19 protein-coding genes and 1 pseudogene are annotated in these 20614 nt (G+C 65.8%); 8 read left to right on the top strand and 12 right to left on the bottom strand.

Going from position 1 to position 20614, the window contains the following annotated elements:
* Window positions 1-494: 494 nt before the first annotated feature.
* The 6 genes from AWC06_RS18545 to AWC06_RS18520 all read left to right on the top strand — a co-directional run bounded on the left by AWC06_RS18545 (window position 495) and on the right by AWC06_RS18520 (window position 6879).
* The gene (locus tag AWC06_RS18545; protein ID WP_085199482.1) at window positions 495-989 is read left to right on the top strand and encodes a DUF488 domain-containing protein; all 495 of its coding nucleotides are present in this window, start codon (window positions 495-497) and stop codon (window positions 987-989) included.
* 9 nt (window positions 990-998) lie between these two features.
* On the top strand, window positions 999-2330 hold the full coding sequence (locus AWC06_RS18540; RefSeq protein ID WP_085199481.1) for an adenylate/guanylate cyclase domain-containing protein: 1332 nt from the start codon (window positions 999-1001) through the stop codon (window positions 2328-2330).
* A 33-nt stretch (window positions 2331-2363) separates the two neighbouring features.
* Window positions 2364-2996: an HdeD family acid-resistance protein gene (locus AWC06_RS18535; protein WP_085199487.1), complete on the top strand. Its 633-nt coding sequence runs from the start codon at window positions 2364-2366 to the stop codon at window positions 2994-2996.
* A 69-nt stretch (window positions 2997-3065) separates the two neighbouring features.
* Complete coding sequence (gene cydD / locus AWC06_RS18530) at window positions 3066-4766, top strand: thiol reductant ABC exporter subunit CydD (RefSeq protein ID WP_085199480.1); 1701 nt, start codon at window positions 3066-3068, stop codon at window positions 4764-4766.
* Window positions 4753-6372 carry a thiol reductant ABC exporter subunit CydC gene (cydC, locus tag AWC06_RS18525; protein WP_085199486.1) on the top strand — a complete coding sequence of 540 codons (1620 nt, stop codon included), beginning with the start codon at window positions 4753-4755 and terminating at the stop codon, window positions 6370-6372. The genes cydD and cydC overlap by 14 nt, the downstream gene beginning before the upstream one ends.
* 33 nt (window positions 6373-6405) lie before the next feature.
* Entirely contained in the window at window positions 6406-6879 is a 474-nt protein-coding gene (locus tag AWC06_RS18520; RefSeq protein WP_085199479.1) for a DUF4190 domain-containing protein, read from the top strand.
* 3 nt (window positions 6880-6882) lie between these two features.
* On the opposite strand, the gene AWC06_RS18515 is transcribed toward AWC06_RS18520, so the two are convergent.
* From AWC06_RS18515 to AWC06_RS18470, 10 genes are all read right to left on the bottom strand, one after another.
* Window positions 6883-8310: a bifunctional lysylphosphatidylglycerol flippase/synthetase MprF gene (locus AWC06_RS18515; protein ID WP_264480497.1), complete on the bottom strand. Its 1428-nt coding sequence runs from the start codon at window positions 8308-8310 to the stop codon at window positions 6883-6885.
* Between the two features lie 89 nt (window positions 8311-8399).
* The gene (locus tag AWC06_RS18510; protein WP_085199484.1) at window positions 8400-9242 is read right to left on the bottom strand and encodes an acyl-CoA thioesterase II; all 843 of its coding nucleotides are present in this window, start codon (window positions 9240-9242) and stop codon (window positions 8400-8402) included.
* A gap of 26 nt (window positions 9243-9268) precedes the next feature.
* Complete coding sequence (gene pyk, locus AWC06_RS18505; protein WP_085199478.1) at window positions 9269-10687, bottom strand: pyruvate kinase; 1419 nt, start codon at window positions 10685-10687, stop codon at window positions 9269-9271.
* Between the two features lie 29 nt (window positions 10688-10716).
* Complete coding sequence (locus AWC06_RS18500; RefSeq protein WP_227371197.1) at window positions 10717-11121, bottom strand: DUF2752 domain-containing protein; 405 nt, start codon at window positions 11119-11121, stop codon at window positions 10717-10719.
* Between the two features lie 28 nt (window positions 11122-11149).
* Window positions 11150-12436, bottom strand: a complete 1287-nt coding sequence (locus tag AWC06_RS18495; protein ID WP_085199476.1) for a prolipoprotein diacylglyceryl transferase — start codon at window positions 12434-12436, stop codon at window positions 11150-11152.
* A complete protein-coding gene (trpA, locus tag AWC06_RS18490) occupies window positions 12433-13248 on the bottom strand; it encodes a tryptophan synthase subunit alpha (protein ID WP_085199475.1) in 816 nt (271 codons plus the stop codon). Before trpA ends, AWC06_RS18495 begins: the two co-directional genes overlap by 4 nt.
* Window positions 13242-14507: a tryptophan synthase subunit beta gene (trpB, locus tag AWC06_RS18485; protein ID WP_085199474.1), complete on the bottom strand. Its 1266-nt coding sequence runs from the start codon at window positions 14505-14507 to the stop codon at window positions 13242-13244. Before trpB ends, trpA begins: the two co-directional genes overlap by 7 nt.
* Window positions 14508-14595: 88 nt before the next feature.
* Complete coding sequence (gene trpC / locus AWC06_RS18480) at window positions 14596-15414, bottom strand: indole-3-glycerol phosphate synthase TrpC (RefSeq protein ID WP_085199473.1); 819 nt, start codon at window positions 15412-15414, stop codon at window positions 14596-14598.
* Between the two features lie 90 nt (window positions 15415-15504).
* Window positions 15505-16149, bottom strand: a complete 645-nt coding sequence (locus tag AWC06_RS18475; RefSeq protein WP_085199472.1) for a TIGR02234 family membrane protein — start codon at window positions 16147-16149, stop codon at window positions 15505-15507.
* Window positions 16142-17683, bottom strand: a complete 1542-nt coding sequence (locus AWC06_RS18470; RefSeq protein ID WP_085199471.1) for an anthranilate synthase component I — start codon at window positions 17681-17683, stop codon at window positions 16142-16144. The genes AWC06_RS18475 and AWC06_RS18470 overlap by 8 nt, the downstream gene beginning before the upstream one ends.
* A 61-nt stretch (window positions 17684-17744) precedes the next feature.
* On the opposite strand from AWC06_RS18470, the gene AWC06_RS18465 reads away from it, so the two are divergent.
* The gene (locus tag AWC06_RS18465; RefSeq protein ID WP_085199470.1) at window positions 17745-18203 is read left to right on the top strand and encodes a peroxiredoxin; all 459 of its coding nucleotides are present in this window, start codon (window positions 17745-17747) and stop codon (window positions 18201-18203) included.
* A 13-nt stretch (window positions 18204-18216) separates the two neighbouring features.
* Entirely contained in the window at window positions 18217-19743 is a 1527-nt protein-coding gene (locus AWC06_RS18460) for a serine/threonine-protein kinase (RefSeq protein WP_085199469.1), read from the top strand.
* Here the strand turns inward: AWC06_RS18460 and AWC06_RS18455 are convergent.
* A complete protein-coding gene (locus AWC06_RS18455) occupies window positions 19737-20060 on the bottom strand; it encodes a hemophore-related protein (protein ID WP_085199483.1) in 324 nt (107 codons plus the stop codon). The genes AWC06_RS18460 and AWC06_RS18455 overlap by 7 nt on opposite strands.
* Before the next feature lie 68 nt (window positions 20061-20128).
* Window positions 20129-20542, bottom strand: a pseudogene (locus tag AWC06_RS18450) (hypothetical protein); the annotation flags it as partial.
* Between the last annotated feature and the right edge of the window lie 72 nt (window positions 20543-20614).

The raw sequence follows: 20614 nt of genomic DNA, 5'->3' as shown, positions 1-20614 counted from the left end.
TGGGTGCCATCGGCGAGCCACCAGTGGGTGAAGTCGGCCTGCCAGCGTTCATTGGGCTGTTCGGCGGCGAACCGGATGGAAGCCGTCCAGCCTTTTCGAGAGCCAGGAAGCTTAACAGTTGCGCGGCCGGCGCAACGTACTAATTCAGCGTTAAGACTTGACCGGTTTCTTGGGCCGCTTCTTGCCAGCAAATCGTGAGGGTTGACGGTATGACGCCTCCCGCTCCCGCGTTGATTTTTGGTAACCCGGGTCGAATGATTCACCGGCACGGATGACTCCGGCAACTAGGTAGTCGGCTACACCGTGGTTAGCTTCTAGAGGATGACCCAGGCACCGCCAGGACAGATAATGAGCAGAGTGCCACTGCAGCAGCTACCGCCGATTAGCCGTCGAGGTGACCTACAGTTGCGACGTTTCTTCGCTGCTCGGCCAGGCTTCAACTGTGTGAGGACGCCGTGAAATAAAGTTCGAATCCGACCGAGGGCACCAGCACCATGCTCTACACCATTGGCCACGGCGCCAAGACCGCCGGGGAACTCAGCGACGCACTCCGCCAACATGACATCGACGTGTTGGTCGACGTGCGAAGCTTCCCCGGCTCGCGTCGCAATCCCGATGTGTCGAAGGAGGTCATGCCCGACTGGCTGGCCAAGGCGGGGATCGCTTACCGCCACGAGCCCGACCTCGGTGGACGACGCAAGCCGCCGGCCGACCCGACTCCGGAGGACCAATGGTGGGAAAACCAGCAGTTTGCCAACTACGCCGCGCACACCCGCACGCCCGGGTTCAACGCGGCTTACCAGCGTCTGCTGCAGGAGGCCGACAGCCGCAATGTCGCGATCATGTGCGGGGAGCCGACGTGGTGGCGGTGTCACCGCCGGATGATCGCCGATCTGGCCACTCGCGACGGCCGGCTGGTGCAGCACATCATGCCCAACGGGTCGCTGGCCGAACACCGCATGTCAGGGTGGCTGACGACTGCGCTGTAGGCTTTCACCGTGGCGGCTAAGAAGGGCCAAGCCGCACTACGGGCCGCAGGTTCTTCGCGAAAGCCCGGCTGCGTCGAGGCAGTACGGGTTGCGCCGCGTGCCCGCACTCAGCACTACATCGACCGCATGGCACGGCGGGTCCGGGTGCTCAACATCAATGCCTCGATGGCGGTCGCGGTCTGTGCAACCTACGCGGTCGTCGGGTTATTGGCTGGAGAACAACTGTGGTGGCGAACCCAATTGGTCAACTTCGTCGCCGCCGTGATCTTCGCAACGGTCCCACTGCTGCATCGCTTCGGGGAACTGGTTGCGCCGCTGACTTTTATCGGCGCCGCGTACATCTCGATTTTTCTGATTTCCTGGAACGTCGGCACCGGGTCGGGCTTGCAGTTCTTTTTCGTCGTCACCGCCTGCCTGGTAATGCTGCAGCTCGGGATCGAGCACGTCGGGCTGGCCGCGGCGCTGGCCGCCGTCGCGGCCGGACTGGTTATCGCACTGGAATTCCTGGTTCCGCGTGACACCGGGTTGCAGCCGCCCTGGGCCACGTCACTGGGCTTCGTCATTGCGGCGGTTTCGTCCTGCGCGATGGTCGTCGTGACGATGTGGTACGCGCTGCGCGAGATCGCTCGCGCCGAAGCGGTCATGGAAGTGGAATACGAACGATCCGAGACCCTACTGGCGAACATGCTGCCGGCGAGTATCGCCGCGCGGCTCAAAGATCCGGCGCACAGCGTCATCGCCGACAAGTACGACGAGGCCTCGGTCCTCTTCGCGGACATCGCCGGTTTCACCGAGCGAGCCAGCGATGCCCCGCCGGATAAGCTGATCCGGTTTCTGGACCGGCTCTATACCGAATTCGACGCACTCGTCGACAAGCACGGGCTGGAGAAGATCAAAGTCAGCGGCGACTCGTACATGGTTGTCAGCGGGGTGCCGTGGCCGCGGCACGACCACGTTGAGGCGCTGGCGGACCTCGCGTTGGATATGGCCGCCGTCGCGGCCGACCTGACGGATCGACGTGGCCGCCCGATTCCGCTACGGATCGGCCTTGCCAGCGGCCCAGTGGTCGCCGGTGTGGTGGGCTCGCGTCGGTTCTTCTACGACGTGTGGGGCGACGCCGTCAACGTCGCGTCGCGGATGGAGTCCACCGACACCGAGGGCAGGATCCAAGTGCCCGAAGCGATTTACGAACGTCTGAAAAACAACTTCGTGCTGCAGGAACGCGGCGAGATCGAGGTCAAGGGAAAAGGCATCATGCGCACCTGGTATCTGGTCGGCCGCAAACCCGGAACCCGGTCCGGCAGCACGCGCGCCAACGCACCGCAGACGGCGAGAGCCTGACGCTTCCCGCAAACCTTCCACCAGATGGACGGTATGTGGGAAACTTCGACAATGGAACCTACCGCTGGAACGGCCCCTGTCCCAAGGTTGTTGCCGCATCTGTGGAAGTCCGCACTGATATCGGGTCTTGTGGCCCTGGCGCTCGGCATCGTGGTGTTGATCTGGCCGGGGAAGACGATCCTGGTGGCTGCCATCATTTTTGGTGCCTACCTGTTGGTCACCGGAATCACGCAAGTCTTCTTCGCGTTTAGTCTGCATGTCTCCGCGGGCGGCCGAGTGCTGTTGTTCATCAGCGGCGCCGCGGCACTGGTTCTGGCGGTGCTGGCCTTCCGACACTTCGGCAGTGACCCGCTCACCGCAATCCTCTTGTTAGCCATTTGGATCGGCGTCGGCTTCATCTTTCGCGGTGTGGCGACCGCGACCTCCGCGATCAGCGTTCCCAATCTGCCGGGTCGAGGTTGGGAAATCTTTCTCGGGCTCATAAGCCTGCTCGCCGGAATTGTGATGCTCGCGTCGCCGTTTGAATCCATTGCGATCTTGGCGCTCGTAGTCGGCATCTGGCTCGTCGTGATCGGTGTGTTCGAGATCGCGTCGGCGTTCGGCATCCGCAGCGCGTCGAAGGCCGTGGACAGGGCGCTCGCGGGTGAACGGCCCGGCACTGCCTGACCTGGCGCTGCCCAGGACTGTCTACTACACTCCGTCGTAGATTCAGCCCCGTCGCCAGGGAGATGGCAGATGGACGTCGTCGACGTGTCGCGGGGGCAGTCGAGCAAAACCAGCCGGACGCCGCTGGACCCGCGACTGTGGCGGGCCTCGGCAGCGCTACGCCGCTTCCTCGCAGCTAGCGTTGCCTGCGGTGTGGTGATCTCCGGCTGCGCGATCGCCTCCGCGATTGTGTTGGCGCACATGGCCGCTCGGGTGATCGCCGACCCGCCGGCACGCAACCTGCGCCAGTGCGCGCCGGAGTTGTTGATCCTGCTGGCGTTGTGGGCGGTTCGTACTGTCGCGCAGTGGCTCAGGGCTCGACTGGGGCAACACGGCGCCAGCGCGGTGATCACCGACCTCAGCGGTCGGGTGCTCGCAGCGGTCACCGCCCGCCAACCCAGGCAGCTTGCGGCCCAGCGCGACGACGCCGCCATTGTGGTGACCCGCGGTCTCGACGCACTACGTCCCTACTTCACCGCATACCTGCCGGCATTGCTTCTGGCGGCGATCCTGACCCCGGTCAGCATCGTGGTCATCGGCGTCTACGACCTGAAATCGGCGGTGATCGTGCTGATCACGCTTCCGCTGATCCCGATCTTCATGGTCCTGATCGGTTTGGCCACCGCCGAGCGGTCGGCGGCAGCGCTCGCCGCGATGACCACCCTGCAGGCCCGGCTGTTGGACCTGATCGCCGGCATCCCGACACTACGGGCGCTGGGCCGCGCGGCCGGCCCTGAACACCGCATCGCCGAACTCGGTGCGGCGCACCGGCGCTCGGCGATGGCGACTCTGCGGATCGCGTTCCTGTCGGCATTGGTGCTGGAGTTGCTTGCCACGCTGGGGGTCGCCGTGGTAGCGGTCAGCATCGGCCTGCGCCTGGTGTTCGGCGAAATCAGTCTGACTACAGGTTTGACGGTGTTGCTACTGGCCCCGGACGTGTACTGGCCGCTGCGCCGCATCGGCGTCGAATTCCATGCCGCGCAAGACGGCCGGGCCGCCGCCGACAAAGCGTTCGAGCTGATCGAGGACGGCGGTGTGGTAGCGCCGGGATCCCGGACGGTCCGGGCGCACGGGGCCATGATCGTTCTCGAGGGGCTGAGCGTCGACGGTCGCGACGGACCCTCGCCGCACGATCTCAGCGCGGTGATCGAGCCGGGCCAGGTGACGGTGTTCACGGGCCCGAACGGCGCGGGGAAAAGCACCACGCTGCAAGTGATCGCCGGCATCACCGCGGCCACCACCGGCCGCGTGGCCGTGGCCGGGGTCGACATCGCCGATCTCGAGCCGACCGGGTGGTGGCGCCAGGTGTCCTGGCTGCCGCAGCGTCCGGTGCTCATCCCCGGAACCGTCGCCGAGAACCTCGCGCTGTTCGGCGTTTTGCCCGACGTTGAAACCGCCTGCGCCGCATCGGGGTTCGACGCCGTATTGGCCGAGCTGCCCGACGGGATGCGGACGGTCATCGGCCGCGGCGGCGTCGGGCTGTCGCTGGGCCAGCGGCAACGCCTCGGGTTGGCTCGCGCACTCGGATCGTCGGCGGCAGTGCTGCTGCTCGACGAGCCCACCGCGCACCTGGACACCGCGACCGAAGCCAGCGTGCTGCAAGCCATTGTCGAGCGGGCGCGTTGCGGCGCGACGGTGGTCGTCGTCGGCCATCGCGAACAGGTCCTCGGGATCGGTGATCACGTCGTCGAAGTGGCCGGAGCGGCTGGGGTTCACCATGCTCGCGTCTGATCCGATGGTGGCGGCGGTGCGACTGTTACGCCCCCGCCTGCCGCGCTTGCTACTCGCCCTGGCGCTGGGAGTGCTATCGCTGGGCAGCGCGCTCGCGTTGGCCGCGGTGTCGGCCTGGCTGATCACGCGTGCCTGGCAGATGCCGCCGGTACTGGATCTGTCGATCGCCGTGGTGGCGGTGCGCACGTTCGCGATTTCCCGTGGCGTGCTGCACTATTGCGAACGGCTGGCCAGCCACGACACCGCGCTGCGCGCCGCCTGCACCGCACGCGCGCAGATCTATTGCCGCCTCGCGAACGGTCCGCCGGATGTCGCCGCGCGACTGCACAGCGGCGAGCTGGTCGCGCGCGTCGGCGCTGATGTCGATCAGCTGGCCGATGTGCTGGTTCGCACCCTGCTTCCCGCTGGCGTTGCGCTCGTGCTGGCGGTTGCGGCGACAGTCGTCATCGCCCTCATCTCACTGACCGCCGGCGCGGTACTGGCATTGTGCCTGCTCGTCGCCGGAGTCGTCGCGCCGTGGCTGGCTGCCAAGGCCGCCCTCGCCCACGAAGTGGTTGCCCGCCAACACCATTCCGCCCGCAATGTGTCGGCAGTGCTCGCACTGGAGCACGCCCCGGAGCTGCGAGTCAGCGGTACCTTGGCCGATGTCATCGCCGAGTCGCAACGCCGGCAACGTGATTGGGGCGACGCCGCCGACGCCGCCGCGCGACCGGCAGCGTTCGCCGAGGCCATGCCGACCGCGGCGATGGGAGTCAGCGTGCTGGGCGCCGTGGTGTCGGCGATCACGCTGGCAGCTGTGGTCGCGCCCACCACTCTGGCCGTCCTGATGTTGTTGCCGCTCTCGGCGTTCGAAGCCACGACTCAGCTACCGGCCGCGGCCATCCAGTTGACACGATCGCGGTTGGCGGCGCGGCGTTTGCGCGACCTCACGCCCGACCAGCCGCCTGAACCGACTCGATCATTGCGACCGCGGCGTCAGGCCCCAACCGGCCGCCTGCGCGCCAGCGATATTGACCTGCCGCCGGGCGCCCGGCTGGCGGTTACCGGGCCCAGCGGATCAGGTAAGACCACGCTGCTGATGAAGCTTGCCGGTCTGCTGCCGCCCGTGCACGGCGAAGTCATGCTCGACGGCGCGCCGTTGAGGGTTTACGACGAAGGCGAATTACGCCGGGCGGTAAGCTTTTTCGCCGAAGACGCGCACATCTTCGCGACCACCGTCCGGGACAACCTGCTGGTTGTCCGCGGCGACCGCTCCGATGACCAACTGACGGATGCGATGTGCCGAGTCGGGCTGCGACGGTGGCTGGCCGGTCTGCCCGATGGCCTGGCCACCGTGTTGTCCACCGGTGCACAGGCGTTATCGGCGGGCCAGCGCAGACGGCTGCTGCTGGCGCGGGCACTCATCTCGCCCGCGCGGATCCTCCTGCTCGACGAACCCACCGAACACCTCGATGCGGCTGACGCCGAACCCATCCTGCGCAGCCTGCTGGACCCCCGCGGTGGGCTGATCGGCGAAGAACGGACGGTTGTGGTGGCCACTCATCACCTGCCCGACGGCGTTAGCTGCCCTGAACTGCGCATCGGCGCCGGCGGGTACCCTGTCTGAGGATCGTCCATGCCGCCCAGCGGAAAGCGAGCCATGACCGAATCGTCGGGCCCACCGTCGCAGGGATCGCAGTATCCCGGCGGCTATCCATATCCGCAGCCCCACTCCGGTTATCCGCCACCGCCGTTCGCCCCCAAGAATGGGCTGGGCATCGCGTCGCTGGTGCTGGCGGTTGTCGCGCTGGTTTCGGTAGTCGGCGGCATCGTCCTCGGGCCGATCGCGGCGGTCATCGGGCTCGTCGCGTGGCGACGCGTCAAGCACGGCGAGGCCGACAACGGCCCGGTCGCGATCGCCGGCATCGTGCTGGGCGCGTTGGCGCTCATCGTCGGCTTGGCGTTCCTTGCGATCGGGATCGCGCTGTGGAAGGACGCGGGCGGCGGCGACTACATCGACTGCATGCAGAAAGCCCAATCGGACCGCACCAAGCAGCAGCAGTGCGCGGAGCAGTTCCGCGAAAACGTCCAAGACCGGCTGAGCGTCACGCTGACGCCTTCGTCGGTGCCGTAGCGATCAGCCCGGCATGCGTCGCCGGCGCGGCATGAACTCCAGCGACAACAACACGTACATCAAGGGCAGCACCTGCGTCAGCTTCACCAACGCGTAGCGCCGCTCGTCCGGTGAGTGGAACTTGCGCAGGTACCGATATAGCGATTCCAGTGCGATGAACGGATCCAAGAAATGGATGAGCCGGTAGAAGACGCTCTGCATCCGGCCACGGTGCTTTTCGTCGAAGATCTCCGGGAAAGCGGCGAATGCCAACGATACGCGTTGTGCCCCAGCCTCTTTGGCGGCATTGATCATGTCGACACTGAGGCGTTCGTCGATACCGTTGGGCGCACCGCGGCGGCGCCACGGCACATCTAGCGTGATATCGCTGCCGCCACCGGCCGTCGCATACCGGTGAAAGCCCTGCACCCGCCCGGATTTGTCCCTGGCAATGATCAGCTGTATTCCCGGATACCGGCCCTCCAGCACGCCGTCCAGGCTCATGCAGAAGCCGCGGTCGGTGTGAGCCCCGCTGGGCGATGCCCGTAGCACTTCGGTCAGCTCGGCCAGCAGCTCGTCGTCGAGCTCCTGCTCGGAAACGATCTCGGTCGTGATGCCGAAGTTGTGGGCGCGTTTGGCCGCCTGACGCAGATTGCGGAATTTACGACCGACCATCTCGAAATTGGCGACATCGATGACGACATCCCGGCCGATCGGTATCGGCCGCAAGGATTGGCCCACCACCGCCGGATCGGTCCAGAGGTGAAGCCGCCGCTCGCTGCAGGCCAGCACCACGATGCGCCAGCCGCGGGCATGACAGACGGCGGCGAAGTCGGCGATTAGCTGCGGAAATTGTGTCTCGTCGCCGATCGGGTCGGCGCTGACCACGGCATAGCCGATACGTGTCCGGTAGGCGATTGCCGCGCTGCCGTCGGCGCTGAAGTGGTAGCACTTGCCCGCCTGCATGGCAAAAGGCGCCAGCGCATCGCCGCTGGTGGCGTTCACCAGCGTCCACACCCGGGACAAGTCGCCCGGTTGCGGACGTGCCGACGTCGGCCACATCAGCGCCAGGCCCGACCCGGCGATCAGGACGTCGCCGAGGAGGTCGAAGGACAGCACATGCGCGCCGATTCCCGCGAACAGCACGGCGGCGGCGGCAATGGCATGCCTGGCGGTGACCGGGCGGCCCAGGAAGATGCCGCGCGCGATCAGTGCCACCGCGGCCAGCACGGTCAACGACCACTCCAGCCGGCCCGTGGCGTGCCAGCCCGCATGGTCATGGCCGCGGGCGATCACCGCGATCAGCCAGCAGGCAGCGCTGAATACACCCAAAGCACCGATCCAACGCGCCACCGGCGAATTGACGTGAACGACGACGCGCTCGCTTGCTCGAGCTCTGGGTGCAACTCCGATCGAAGAGCGACTCACACCCACCTCCGTGCGTCTACCCAATCACCGCGAAGGTTACGCCTTGCTGCTGGTTTGCTGTAGCGGCGCCGTGCGCGTTGAAACCGAATCGTTGCTCACATGAACCCGTCGGGCTAGGGCCGTGATCCGGGGAAATATTTGACGACGCCTTCTTGCACCACGGTGGCCACCGGCTGGCCGGCGCGGTTGAAGAAATACCCGGTGCCCAGTCCTCGGGAATCCGCTGCCACCGGCGACGACGTCGAATACAGCACCCAGTCGTCGAAATCGACCTGGCGGTGAAACCACACCGAATGGTTGACGGTCGCCGCGAAGATGCGGTCGAACCCCCAGGACAGTCCATGGGTGGTGATGATCGAGTCCAGCACCGTGGTGTCGGAGCAGTACAGCATCGTTGCGGTGTGTAGCACCGGATCGTCGGGCATTGTGCCGTCGGCCTTGACCCAGACCCGGTTGTAGTCGAGCCGCCCGCCCTTGTCCCGCATCACCCAGGACGGGTCGTTGGTGTAACGCCATTCGATCGGTTGCAGTGCGTTGACGAACAACGGGACGGTGTCCTCGTAGCCACGCAGTAGCTCCTTGACCGACGGCAAGGTGTCCGGGTCGGCGACATCGGGTGGTTCGACGTTGTGCTCAAGGCCGCGACCGCCGGCCAGGTACGAGATCATCGCCGTGGCCAGCAGGGTCCCGTCCTGCATCACCTCGATGCGCCGGTTTGCGAAGCGACGCTCGTCGCGCAACCGCACGACCCGGAATTCGATGTCCTTTGCGGTGTCACCGCCATTGATGAAATGCACGGACAACGCGTTGGGCGGCAGGTCACGGGTCAGCGTGCGACTGCCCGCCACAAATGACTGTGCCATCATCAGCCCGCCGAACGTGCGAGGCGGGTTCTTGCTGGGATGGGATCCGATGAAGAGGTCGTCGCCCAGGTGATGCAGATCGAGCACCGCCATTAACTCGTCGAAGTCGGACACCTGCGTCAGACGTCTTCTTCGCCGATGCGGTGCACATGGATCAAGTTCGTTGACCCGACGGTGCCCGGTGGTGCGCCGGCGACGATGACGACGAGATCACCACGTTTGTAGCGTCCGAGTTCCAACAGCGATTTGTCGACCTGGCGGATCATGCCGTCGGTGGACTGCATGTGCGGCACGATGAACGTCTCGGTGCCCCAGGTCATGGCGAGTTGGCTGCGTACCTCGGGCAGGTCGGTGAACGCGAGCAACGGCAATGGTGTGTGCAGGCGGGCCAGTCGCCGTACGGTGTCGCCGGATTGGGTGAACGCAACCAACGCCTTGGCGTCCAGTCGCTCGCCGATGTCGCGAGCGGCGTAGGAGATCACCCCGCGTTTGGTGCGAGGGACATGGGTCAACGGCGGGGCAGCGGTCGAGTTCTCCTCCACCGCACAAATGATTCGCGACATCGTCTGCACCGCGGCCATCGGATGTCTGCCCACAGCCGTCTCCCCCGAAAGCATCAGCGCGTCGGCGCCGTCGAGCACGGCGTTGGCGACATCGGAGGCCTCGGCGCGAGTCGGGCGTGAGTTCTCGATCATCGAATCGAGCATCTGGGTCGCGACGATGACGGGTTTCGCGTTCTCCCGGGCCATTTGGATGGCCCGTTTCTGCACCAGCGGAACCTCTTCCAGCGGAAGTTCGACGCCCAGATCGCCGCGGGCGACCATCACGGCGTCGAAGGCCAGCACGACGGCTTCCAAATTGTCGATGGCTTCCGGCTTCTCGAGTTTGGCGATCACCGGCACCCTGCGTCCGACCCGATCCATCACTTCGTGGACCAGCTCGACATCGGATGGTGAACGCACGAACGAGAGCGCCACCATGTCCACACCCAAGTCGAGCGCGAACTCGAGATCCTGAACGTCCTTCTCCGACAAGGCAGGAACCGACACGCTCATGCCCGGCAGCGACATCCCTTTGTTGTTGCTGACCGGACCGCCTTCAGTGACGGTGCACACCACGTCGTCGCCGTCGATGTCCTCGACGACCAGGCCGACGTTGCCGTCGTCGACCAGAACGCGGTCACCGGGCACCGCGTCCTTGGCCAGCTGTTTGTAGGTCGTCGATACCCGATCGTGACTGCCCTCGCAGGGCGCCACCGTTATCCGCACGGTTTCACCGTTGGCCCAGTATGTCGGGCCCCCGGCGAAGCGCCCCAGCCTGATCTTGGGGCCTTGCAGGTCGGCCAGCAGGCCGACCGCACGCCCGGTGGCATCCGAGGCGGCGCGCACGCGTTCGTACGCGGCTTTGTGATCGGCGTAGTCACCGTGGCTGAAGTTCATTCGCGCGACGTCCATTCCGGCCTCGACCAGCGCTCTGACCGACTCGTCGGTGTTGGTGGCCGGGCCGAGAGTACAGACGATCTTTCCGCGCCTCGTCACGACGAAACAGCATAGTCGCGCTGGCTGGGCTAACCGGTTAATAGAGTCGGAACCAACGGGAACCCGGGCAGGTTGCGCACCACGGTCCACGCCAGCGTGACGACCACGACGGCCACTACCGCAGACATCGGTAACGGCATTTTCCCTCGCTGGCGCCGCAGCAGGATCCATCCGGCCAACAGCGGGATGCCGACGAGTACGAACACGTTGTCCGTGATGGCAGCGGCCAGATTGGCGTGCAGCACGTCATGCGTCATTCGCAGGGCTCCGCAGAAGGGGCAGTTCCAGCCGGTCAGTAGCCGGAATGGGCAGACGGGGAACACCGAATCCGGGTTGTGCGGGTCGACCAGGTCGATGTACCCGAGCGCGCCCGCCAGTAATGCGCCAGCACCAAGCGCACCATAGAGCCGGCGGCGATCGGTCACGTCTTTCAGGATGCCAGCCGGCGGGGCGCCGCGGTGCCTATTGCCGCGACCTGGGATTCAGCCTGCGCAGCCGCGACCTCCAGCGCGCCGCCGTCGAGCTGCTCGGCTCTTCAGCCTCCCGCAGCTCTTCAGCCTGCGATTCCGGTTCCTCGGCCTGCGACGACGGCTCTCCCGCCTCCGGTTGCTCAGTCTCCGGTTTTTCAGGCTCGAGCTCGGCGGGCTCCGCTTCTTCGACCTCCGGCTCGGCGGCCTCTGCCTCTCCGGCCTCCGGTTCCTCAGCCTCCGGCTCTTCCTCAGACGTCACGGCCACCTCGGCCTCCGGCGCGTCGGCTTCTGCCGCCTCGGCTTCCCTCACCACTGCCGTCGCTTCAGGCTCTTCGGCGGCTGCGGCAGCAGCGGACGGCGCAGAAACCGTCACCATCTCCTCGGTCGGCTCCGGTATGGGTTCCTCGGCCACTGCGCCGCCAAGTGTGGCCGGATCCTCGCGGCCCTTCGGGGCCAGCATCAGATACACCACCGCCCCGATGAAGACGAACGTCGCGGTGAACGAGTTGATCCGAATCCCGGCGATATGCGTGGCGGCGTCGTCGCGCAGCAGTTCGATGCAGAAGCGCCCCAAGCAGTAGCCCGCGACGTACAGCGCAAACAGCCGGCCATGCCCGATCGTGAAACGCCGGTCCAGATAGATCAGTGCGACGAAAACCAGCACATTCCAGAGCAATTCGTAAAGGAACGTCGGCTGCACGACCATGGCAAGCTGTCCAGTCGACACGCCGTCCAGCGAATGCACGTCCACGAATCCGGCCGGGTCGCGCCGGTAGAATATTTCCAGACCCCACGGCAGCGTGGTTTCCCGGCCGAAGAGCTCTTGGTTGAAGTAATTCCCCAACCGGCCGATCGCCTGCGCGAGAACGATACCTGGCGCTATCGCATCCCCGAAAGCGGGAAGCGGAATTCCCCTGCGCTGACAGGCAATCCACGCGCCCACTCCGCCCAGGGCGACCGCACCCCAGATTCCCAAGCCCCCGTCCCAGATCCGCAGCGCCGCCCCCAGCCCGGCGCCGCCCTCACCGAAATACGTCCGCCAATCGGTGACGAGGTGATACAGCCGGCCACCGATCAGCCCGAAAGGCACGGCCCACAGCGCGACGTCATAGATCACTCCCCGCTCACCGCCGCGGGCCTCCCAGCGCCGATCACCGATCAGCAGCGCCACCACAATGCCGATGATGATGAACAACGCATAGGCGCGGATGGGAACCGGTCCCAGGTGCCACACTCCGCGCGGCGGGCTGGGGAAATAAGCGAGCACAGTCGTCGTCATAGCCGCGAAACCCCTTGGCGCACACCGGTCGCAAGTTCTTCGGTCAACGAGCGTAACGTGGTCATGCCTTCAGCCAGCGCGGACACCAGTGCCGAGCCGACGATGACGCCGTCGGCGTAGCCGGCGATCTGAGCCGCCTGTTCGCGTGATCGCACACCCAGGCCGACGCCGACGGGGATGTCAGAGATGGCTCTCACCCGGCCGACCAACTCCGGCGCGGCCTGCGACACCGCATCACGGGCACCGGTCACACCCATGATCGACGCCGCATACACAAATCCTCGCGACGCATCAACGGTCGCCGCCAACCGCTGAGGTGTCGACGAGGGCGCGACCAGAAAGATGCGATCCAACTGGTGCTCGTCGGACGCCGCAAACCAGTCGTCAGCCTCATCGGGAATGAGGTCCGGAGTGATCAAACCATGTCCGCCGGCCGAGGCAAGGTCGCGCGCGAATGCGTCAACCCCGTAGCGCAACACAGGATTCCAGTATGTCATCACGACCGCACGACCGCCTGCCCTGCTGATCGCCTCGACGGCGGTCAATGTGTCCCGGACTCGCACACCCCCGCGGAGAGCGGCCTCCGAAGCCCGCGCGATCGTGGGGCCATCCATGCCCGGGTCCGAATAGGGCACGCCGACCTCGATGAGATCGCAACCGGATTCGATCAGCGCAGTCATGGCATCGACCGACGTCGGCACGTCAGGGTATCCGGTCGGCAGGTATCCGATCAGCGCCGCACGGTTGTCGGATCGACATGAACCGAAAAGCGCTGTCAGACTGCTTGTTTCGCTTTGCTTGACGGTCACGATCCGCTCCCGGGATCAAGCAGCCCGAACCACTTTGCCGCCACTTCCACGTCCTTGTCACCGCGGCCGGACATATTCACCACGATGATCGTCCCGCGACCCATCTCGACGCCCAGTTTGACCGCGCCGGCCACCGCATGTGCGGACTCGAGAGCCGGGATGATCCCCTCTGTGCGGCACAGCAGACGAAACGCGTCCATCGCCTGGCTGTCGGTGATGGGATGGTATTCGGCGCGTCCGGTCTCCTTGAGCAACGCATGTTCTGGGCCCACTCCCGGGTAATCCAGACCGGCAGAGATCGAATGCGATTCGATGGTCTGGCCGTCATCGTCTTGCAGCAGATAAGAGAACGATCCCTGAAAGGCCCCCGGCGACCCGCCGGTGAACGTCGCTGCGTGGCGGCCGGTCTCAACACCGTCACCGGCAGCCTCGAATCCGACCAGCCGGACGCCCGGGTCGTCGAGGAACGCATGGAATATCCCGATCGCGTTGGATCCGCCGCCGACGCACGCCGTGACGACGTCGGGCAGTCGGCCGGCCTGATCCTGGATCTGCACGCGTGTCTCGAGGCCGATGACCCGCTGAAAGTCACGTACCATCGTTGGGAACGGGTGTGGCCCTGCGGCGGTGCCGAAACAGTAGTAGGTCGTGTCGGCGTTGGTGACCCAGTCGCGGAATGCCTCATTGATAGCGTCTTTGAGGGTCTGCGAGCCAGAGTCGACCGACACAACCTCGGCGCCCAGCAGCCGCATTCGCGCCACATTGAGGGCTTGGCGCGCGGTGTCGACCGCCCCCATGTAGATGACGCAGTCCAAGCCCAGCAGCGCACATGCGGTGGCGGTGGCCACCCCGTGCTGACCGGCGCCGGTTTCGGCGATCACCCGGGTCTTGCCCATCCGCCGGGCCAGCAGGGCCTGACCGAGCACGTTGTTGATCTTGTGAGAACCGGTGTGGTTCAAGTCTTCTCGCTTGAGAAATATCCGCGCGCCCCCGGCGTGCTCGGAGAGCCGAGTGGCCTCATACAACGGGGATGGCCTGCCGGTGTAGTGCACCTGCAACTTATCGAGGGTGTCCAGGAAATCCTGGTCGGTACGCGCTTTTTCGTAGGCGGCGGTGACCTCCTCGATGACCGCCATCAGCGCCTCGGCGACATACCGGCCGCCGTACACACCGAAATGACCACGCCCGTCAGGGTCGTGGCGAGTCGGCTCGGCGATCGCCGCGCTGGAACGCGGCAGTTCCGGGCGCGAAATCTCTGCCATCACGAACGCTCAACGCGTACGCGGCTCATCGGGTTCAACCACTTACGCGTCCCCAGCTTCACGGGGTCCCCACTGCATCGTCGTCGGGCTAGCGGGCCGGCTTCGGACAAGACGGATGCCTACCCGCAGTAACCAAATCCGCAACGGCCGCACGCGGATCGCCGCTGGTGACCAGGCCCTCGCCCACCAGCACCGCGTCTGCCCCCGCCCCGGCATAAGCCAGCAGATCGGCGGTGCCACGCACCCCGGATTCGGCGATCCTGATCACGTTGGAGGGCAAGCCGGGCGCGATGCGCGCGAAGCAGTCCCGGTCAACTTTCAGTGTCATCAGGTCGCGGGCGTTGACGCCGATCACCCGAGCGCCGGCCTTGAGTGCCCGGTCGGCTTCTTCCTCGGTATGCACCTCGACCAAGGCCGTCATGCCCAGCGACTCGATGCGTTCCAACATCGACACCAGCGCGGACTGATCCAGCGCCGCCACGATCAGCAGCAGCATGTCGGCACCGTGCGCGCGCGCCTCATGAATTTGATACGGCCCCACCACAAAGTCTTTGCGCAGCACCGGCACCGACACGGCCGTACGCACCGCGTCGAGGTCGTCCAAGCTGCCCTGAAAGCGCCGCTCCTCGGTCACCACGCTGATGATCCGCGCGCCGCCGTCTTCATAGGCGCGCGCCAATTTCGCCGGGTCGGAGATGGACGCGAGTTGACCCGCCGACGGGCTGGCGCGCTTCACCTCCGCGATGACGGCGATGCCGGGCTCGCGCAGCGCGGCGAGCACATCGAGCGGCGGCGGCATCGCCTCGGCGGCCGCTTTGATCTCGGACAGGCTCCTGACGGCTTCGCGGGCGGCAACGTCGGCGCGTACTCCTTCGATGATGGAGTCGAGCACGGTTGCCGAACTCATGCCTGTCGGTCCTTCCCCTTTTTGACCCCGCAGTGACCGTCAATATTGACGACGTCCATCGAAGGGTAGCGAGCGCCGACGCGCACTCCGTCACCGACCCTCGGTGTCGGACTCCGATCGCGGTTGATCGGTGGGGTCTTCTGTGGGATCCCGGCCTTCATCGAGTGCGTCCCAAATCGTTCGCTCCGACATCTCCTCACTCGATACTCCGTCGTCCCGCCGCGCGAGTGACCGCCGGGCTGCCGGTGTGATGTATTTCGTGGTTGCGCCGCGCGACGACGTCGCCGCCCGCATCAAGAGCACGGCGCCCGCCAGCGTGCACACCGCGGCCAGCAGCGTGATCGCAGGACCCACGTATCGCCGCTCGCTGCCGACCAACGAAAGCACCGGCACATGCACGAGATCGGCGCCGCGCACGGCCACGTCGGGGACCACCCAGATGCTGATCGCTAGGTACCCGATCGCCAGGCTCGCCACTGCCCCCAGTACCGCGAGCATCCGCAGCGTCCATCCCCGCACAGCCAGGGCCGCGATGGCCGTGGCCAGTAGCAACAGCGCCAGCGGGAGCAGGGCCGACGACCACACCGCGCCGGTCAGCGTGACGGCTTTCGGCGGGCCGAGCCCGTCAAATGACTGGACGACGACCCAGGGCAGGCGCGATGACGCCCACAATCCGGCCGCGGCAGCCACCAGCAGTATTTGACCCAGCCGGACCTGGCCCCGACGCTCAGCCATTGCCGCGGGCGTCCGGGCTGGTCAGCGTCTCCGCAGCGGCGATGGCGTTGAGCACGGCACGCGCCTTGTTCGCCGCCTCCTTGTGCTCGTAAGGGCCATTGGAGTCCGCCACCACGCCGCCGCCGGCCTGCACGTAGGCGGTGCCGTCGCGGAGCAACGCGGTGCGAATCGCGATCGCGAAATCCGCGTTGCCGGCGAAGTCGAGGTAGCCGACCACACCGCCGTAGAGGCCACGCCGCGTCTTTTCCACCTCTTCGATCAGCTCCATGGCACGCACCTTGGGTGCGCCGGACAGCGTCCCGGCCGGAAAGCACGCCGTCACGGCGTCCAGGGCGGTGCGGCCTTCGGCGAGCATGCCGGTCACCGTTGACACCATGTGCATGACATGGCTGTAGCGCTCGATGTGGCTGTAATCCTCGACGCGAACACTGCCCGGCACGCAGACTCGGCCCAAGTCATTACGGCCCAAGTCGACCAGCATCAAGTGTTCGGCGCGTTCCTTCTCGTCGGCCAGTAGCTCCTTTTCCAGCAGCTGGTCCTCTTCTTCGGTGCGCCCCCGCCATTTGGTTCCGGCGATCGGATGCGTTGTCGCCCATCGATCCTGCACGGTAACCAGCGCTTCGGGGCTCGATCCCGCGATCGAAAATGCCGTGCCGCCTTCATCATTCGGAACATGAAGCAGATACATATACGGACTCGGGTTGGACACGCGCAGCATCCGGTACACGTCGATCGGCTCGACATCGGTGTCCATTTCGAAGCGCTGCGACGGCACCACCTGAAACGCCTCGCCGCATTCGATTTCACGAACCAGCCGCTCGACGATCGCGCCGTATTCCTCGAAGGTGCGCTGGGCGCGGGGGCGCGGCTCGGGTCTGGTGAACGTGGCGACCGTCGACGGCAGCGGCTGACCCAGCGCCGCGGTCATCACGTCCAGCCGGGCGATGGCGTCGTCGTACGCCTCATCGACCCGTTCGTCGGTGCCGTTCCAGTTCACCGCGTTGGCGATCAACGTGATGGTGCCCTCGTGGTGGTCGACGGCGGCGACGTCGGTGGCGAGCAGCAGCAGCATGTCCGGCAAATTGAGGTCGTCGACGACCAGTTCGGGCAGCCGCTCGAGCCGCCGCACCAGGTCGTAGGCGAAGAAGCCCACCATGCCGCCCGACAGCGGCGGCAGCCCCGGCAGCGCAGCGGTGGCCAGCAAATCCAACGTGGAGCGTAGAGCCTGCAGCGGGTCCCCGCCGGTGGGAGCGTCCTGGGGCACTGCACCGAGCCACACGGCCTCGCCGTCGCGGACCGTCAAGGCCGACGGCGCACCGGCGCCGATGAATGACCACCGCGACCATGACCGGCCGTTCTCGGCCGATTCCAGCAGGAAGGTGCCCGGGCGGTTGGCGGCCAATTTGCGGTAGGCCGACAGAGGTGTCTCGGCATCGGCCAAAACCTTGCGGGTCACCGGAACCACGCGATGCTCGGCGGCCAGCGCGCGGAAATCCTCCCGCGTGGTGGTCGCGGCGGCGAGCTCGCTTTTCATGCGACTATCTTCCCAGACGACTCGGCGACCGGCGGCTTCGAGTGGGCGTAGCCTAACGGCCATGAAAACCGGTGACACCGTGGCGGACTTCGAGCTTCCCGACCAGACCGGAGCGCCACGCAAACTGAGCGATTTGCTTTCCGACGGGCCTGTGGTGCTCTTCTTCTATCCGGCGGCGATGACAGCGGGGTGTACCAAGGAAGCCTGCCACTTTCGCGATTTGGCCGGCGAATTCGCCGCCGTCGGGGCCAACCGAGTCGGCATCAGCGTCGATCCCGTTGAAAAGCAGGGCAAGTTCGCCGACACGCATGGCTTCGACTATCCGCTGCTATCCGACAGTGATGGCACCGTCGCCAAACAGTTCGGCGTCAAGCGCGGCCTGTTGGGCAAATTGATCCCGGTCAAGCGCACGACCTTCGTCATCGACACCGACCGCAAAGTGCTCGACGTGATCTCCAGCGAAATCAGCATGGACGCCCACGCCGACAGGGCATTGCAGACGCTGCGGGCACGCGTTTAGCTAGCATGCTCGCATGCCGCTAACCGAGGGAGACCTCTTTGCCGGGTACACCATCGTGCGGCTGTTGGGGTCCGGGGGGATGGGTGAGGTCTATCTGGCGCAGCACCCGCGGCTGCCTCGCCGTGACGCCCTCAAGGTTCTGCCTGCCGCTCTGACCGCGGATCACGAGTATCGGGAACGCTTTAACCGCGAGGCGGATGTAGCCGCCGAGTTGTGGCATCCGCACATTGTCGGCATCCACGACCGCGGCGAGTTCGAGGGCCAATTGTGGCTGTCGATGGACTATGTGGAGGGAACAGACGCGGCTGAGCTGCTGCGCAGCCGTTACCCGTCGGGGATGCCGGAAACCGAGGTATTCGACATCATCACCGCGGTCGCCGACGCGCTGGACTACGCGCATCTGCGCGGACTGCTGCATCGGGACGTCAAGCCCGCCAATATCTTGCTCACCGATGCCGACCCACGGAAGCGACGAGTTCTGCTGGCCGACTTCGGAATCGCTCGCCAGCTCGGCGACATCAGCGGTCTGACGGCGACCAACATGGTGGTCGGCACCACCGCGTATTCCGCGCCCGAACAACTCATGGGTCAAGACCTCGACGGGCGAGCCGATCAATACGCGCTGGGGTGCACGGCATTTCACCTGTTGGCGGGGTCAGCGCCGTATCAGAACTCCAACCCAGCGGTCGTTATCACACAGCACCTTTCGGCGCCGCCGCCCAAGATCGGCGAGCGACGTCCGGAGTTAGCCGACCTCGACCCCGTTATCGCCAAGGTGCTCGCGAAGGAGCGCAACGACCGATACCCGAGCTGTTCGGATTTCGCCGCGGCGCTCTCCGGCCGACCGAGCGATGCCGCCGTGGATACGGTTGACGCCGCCGCTGCCATGGCCGCGACGTCGCGTGCCCCCGCGGCGTCCGCGTCGACGAAGGAAGGCCGCCGGCTGCTGCGGCCCGCGCTGTTGATATCCGCTATCGCCACGGTCGTGGTGGTCGCCGTCGGCGTGGTTGTCGGTTTACAGCTGCTGCACCGCCATCCGAATCAGCCGAGCAGCGGCGCCACCACCGCACCAACGCAGCCGAGCAGCAGCGCCGCCGCACCAACGCAACCGAGCAGCAGCGCCCCTGCCCCACCGGGGCCATCGATCCAACTGGCCAAGTACGTGACCGACCAATCGGGAGTATTGGGCGCTCCGGGCCTGGCCGCAGTAAACCGAGCCCTGTTGAATCTGTACAACCAGCGCAACATCCACTTATGGGTGGCGTACGTCAACGACTTCGGCGGCGTCACCCCGTTCAGGTGGGCTGAAGGCACCATGGCCGCCAACGGATTTGGCAATACGGACGCATTGCTGGCCATCGCCACCGGGACCAGAAGTTTCGCGTTTCGCGTGCCGACTGCTATGACCGGTGGCACCAACCTAACCGTCGTCGAGGTCGAGCAGATCCGCCGAGATCAGATCGCGCCGGCTGTGGCCAATGGCGAATGGGCCCGCGCAGCGGTGCTGGCCGCCGAAGGGTTGAACAAGGCGGCTCAGTAGTTGTTGCAGGTGGCGGCGACCTGTTGGATGACGCCGAAGTATGGCGAACCCTGAATCTGCAGGGCCATCTGCTGGCGTTGGCTGGGCGGCGCGGCGAGGAACTGGCGCAACGCGGACTGCGCCATCGGCGAAGCATTGAAGTCTGCGGCAGCGCCCGGATTCTCCGCGTTGAGCGCGGCCACCGCTTGCTGGTAACTGCAGGTCGTGTTGACGATCGGATCCAGAGCGGGATCTGCGGACGCGACCCCGGCTCCAGCGGTCAACGACAATGCCAGGCCGCCAACCGCGACAGCCATTTTGGTCAACGACACTCTGATCACGTGTGGGCTCCTTCCAACTTGTCGCACCAACTCTAACGGTCTAGTTCAACCTTTGTCGGCCGTTCCTATTCAATGGCGCGCTGACCAGGCCAAAGACGAATCAGAAGATCGGCCCGGCCGGCGCGGGCCGCGCCGCAAGCCGCACAGGAGGCGCCGTTAGAAGGGGGTGGTTGGTTGTGTTCGGCGGCGTGCGCGTCGTTGAGTGCGCGTTCGGCGTGGATGCGGCGGGCGCGGTCTTGCTCGCGAGTTCGTCGCAGCGCAGGTAATGCGCCGGTCGGCAAGCACAGGCTTGGAAACAGCAGACGACTGCCCGGATGGGTGGTGTAGGTGTGCCCGCTCGGCGATGTCCAGATGACCGTGCCGTCGGGCAACTGCTGGTCACGCCATGCGGTCCAAAAAGTCTTGAGTAAGTGATGTTTTCGGCATAAACATTTCAGGTTGGAGGCATGAGTGGCCCCCAGCGGATAGGGCAGCGTGTGGATGCTCCTATGCAGCGTCAAGAGCCTCTGGTTGTCGGTTTAGGTCGGCTTGGAGTGCCCGATACAGTTCGC

Source organism: Mycobacterium fragae (genome assembly GCF_002102185.1).
GTDB lineage: Bacteria > Actinomycetota > Actinomycetes > Mycobacteriales > Mycobacteriaceae > Mycobacterium > Mycobacterium fragae.
Note: the sequence above shows the minus strand (reverse complement) of the source record. Positions and strands in the feature narration are given on the sequence as shown.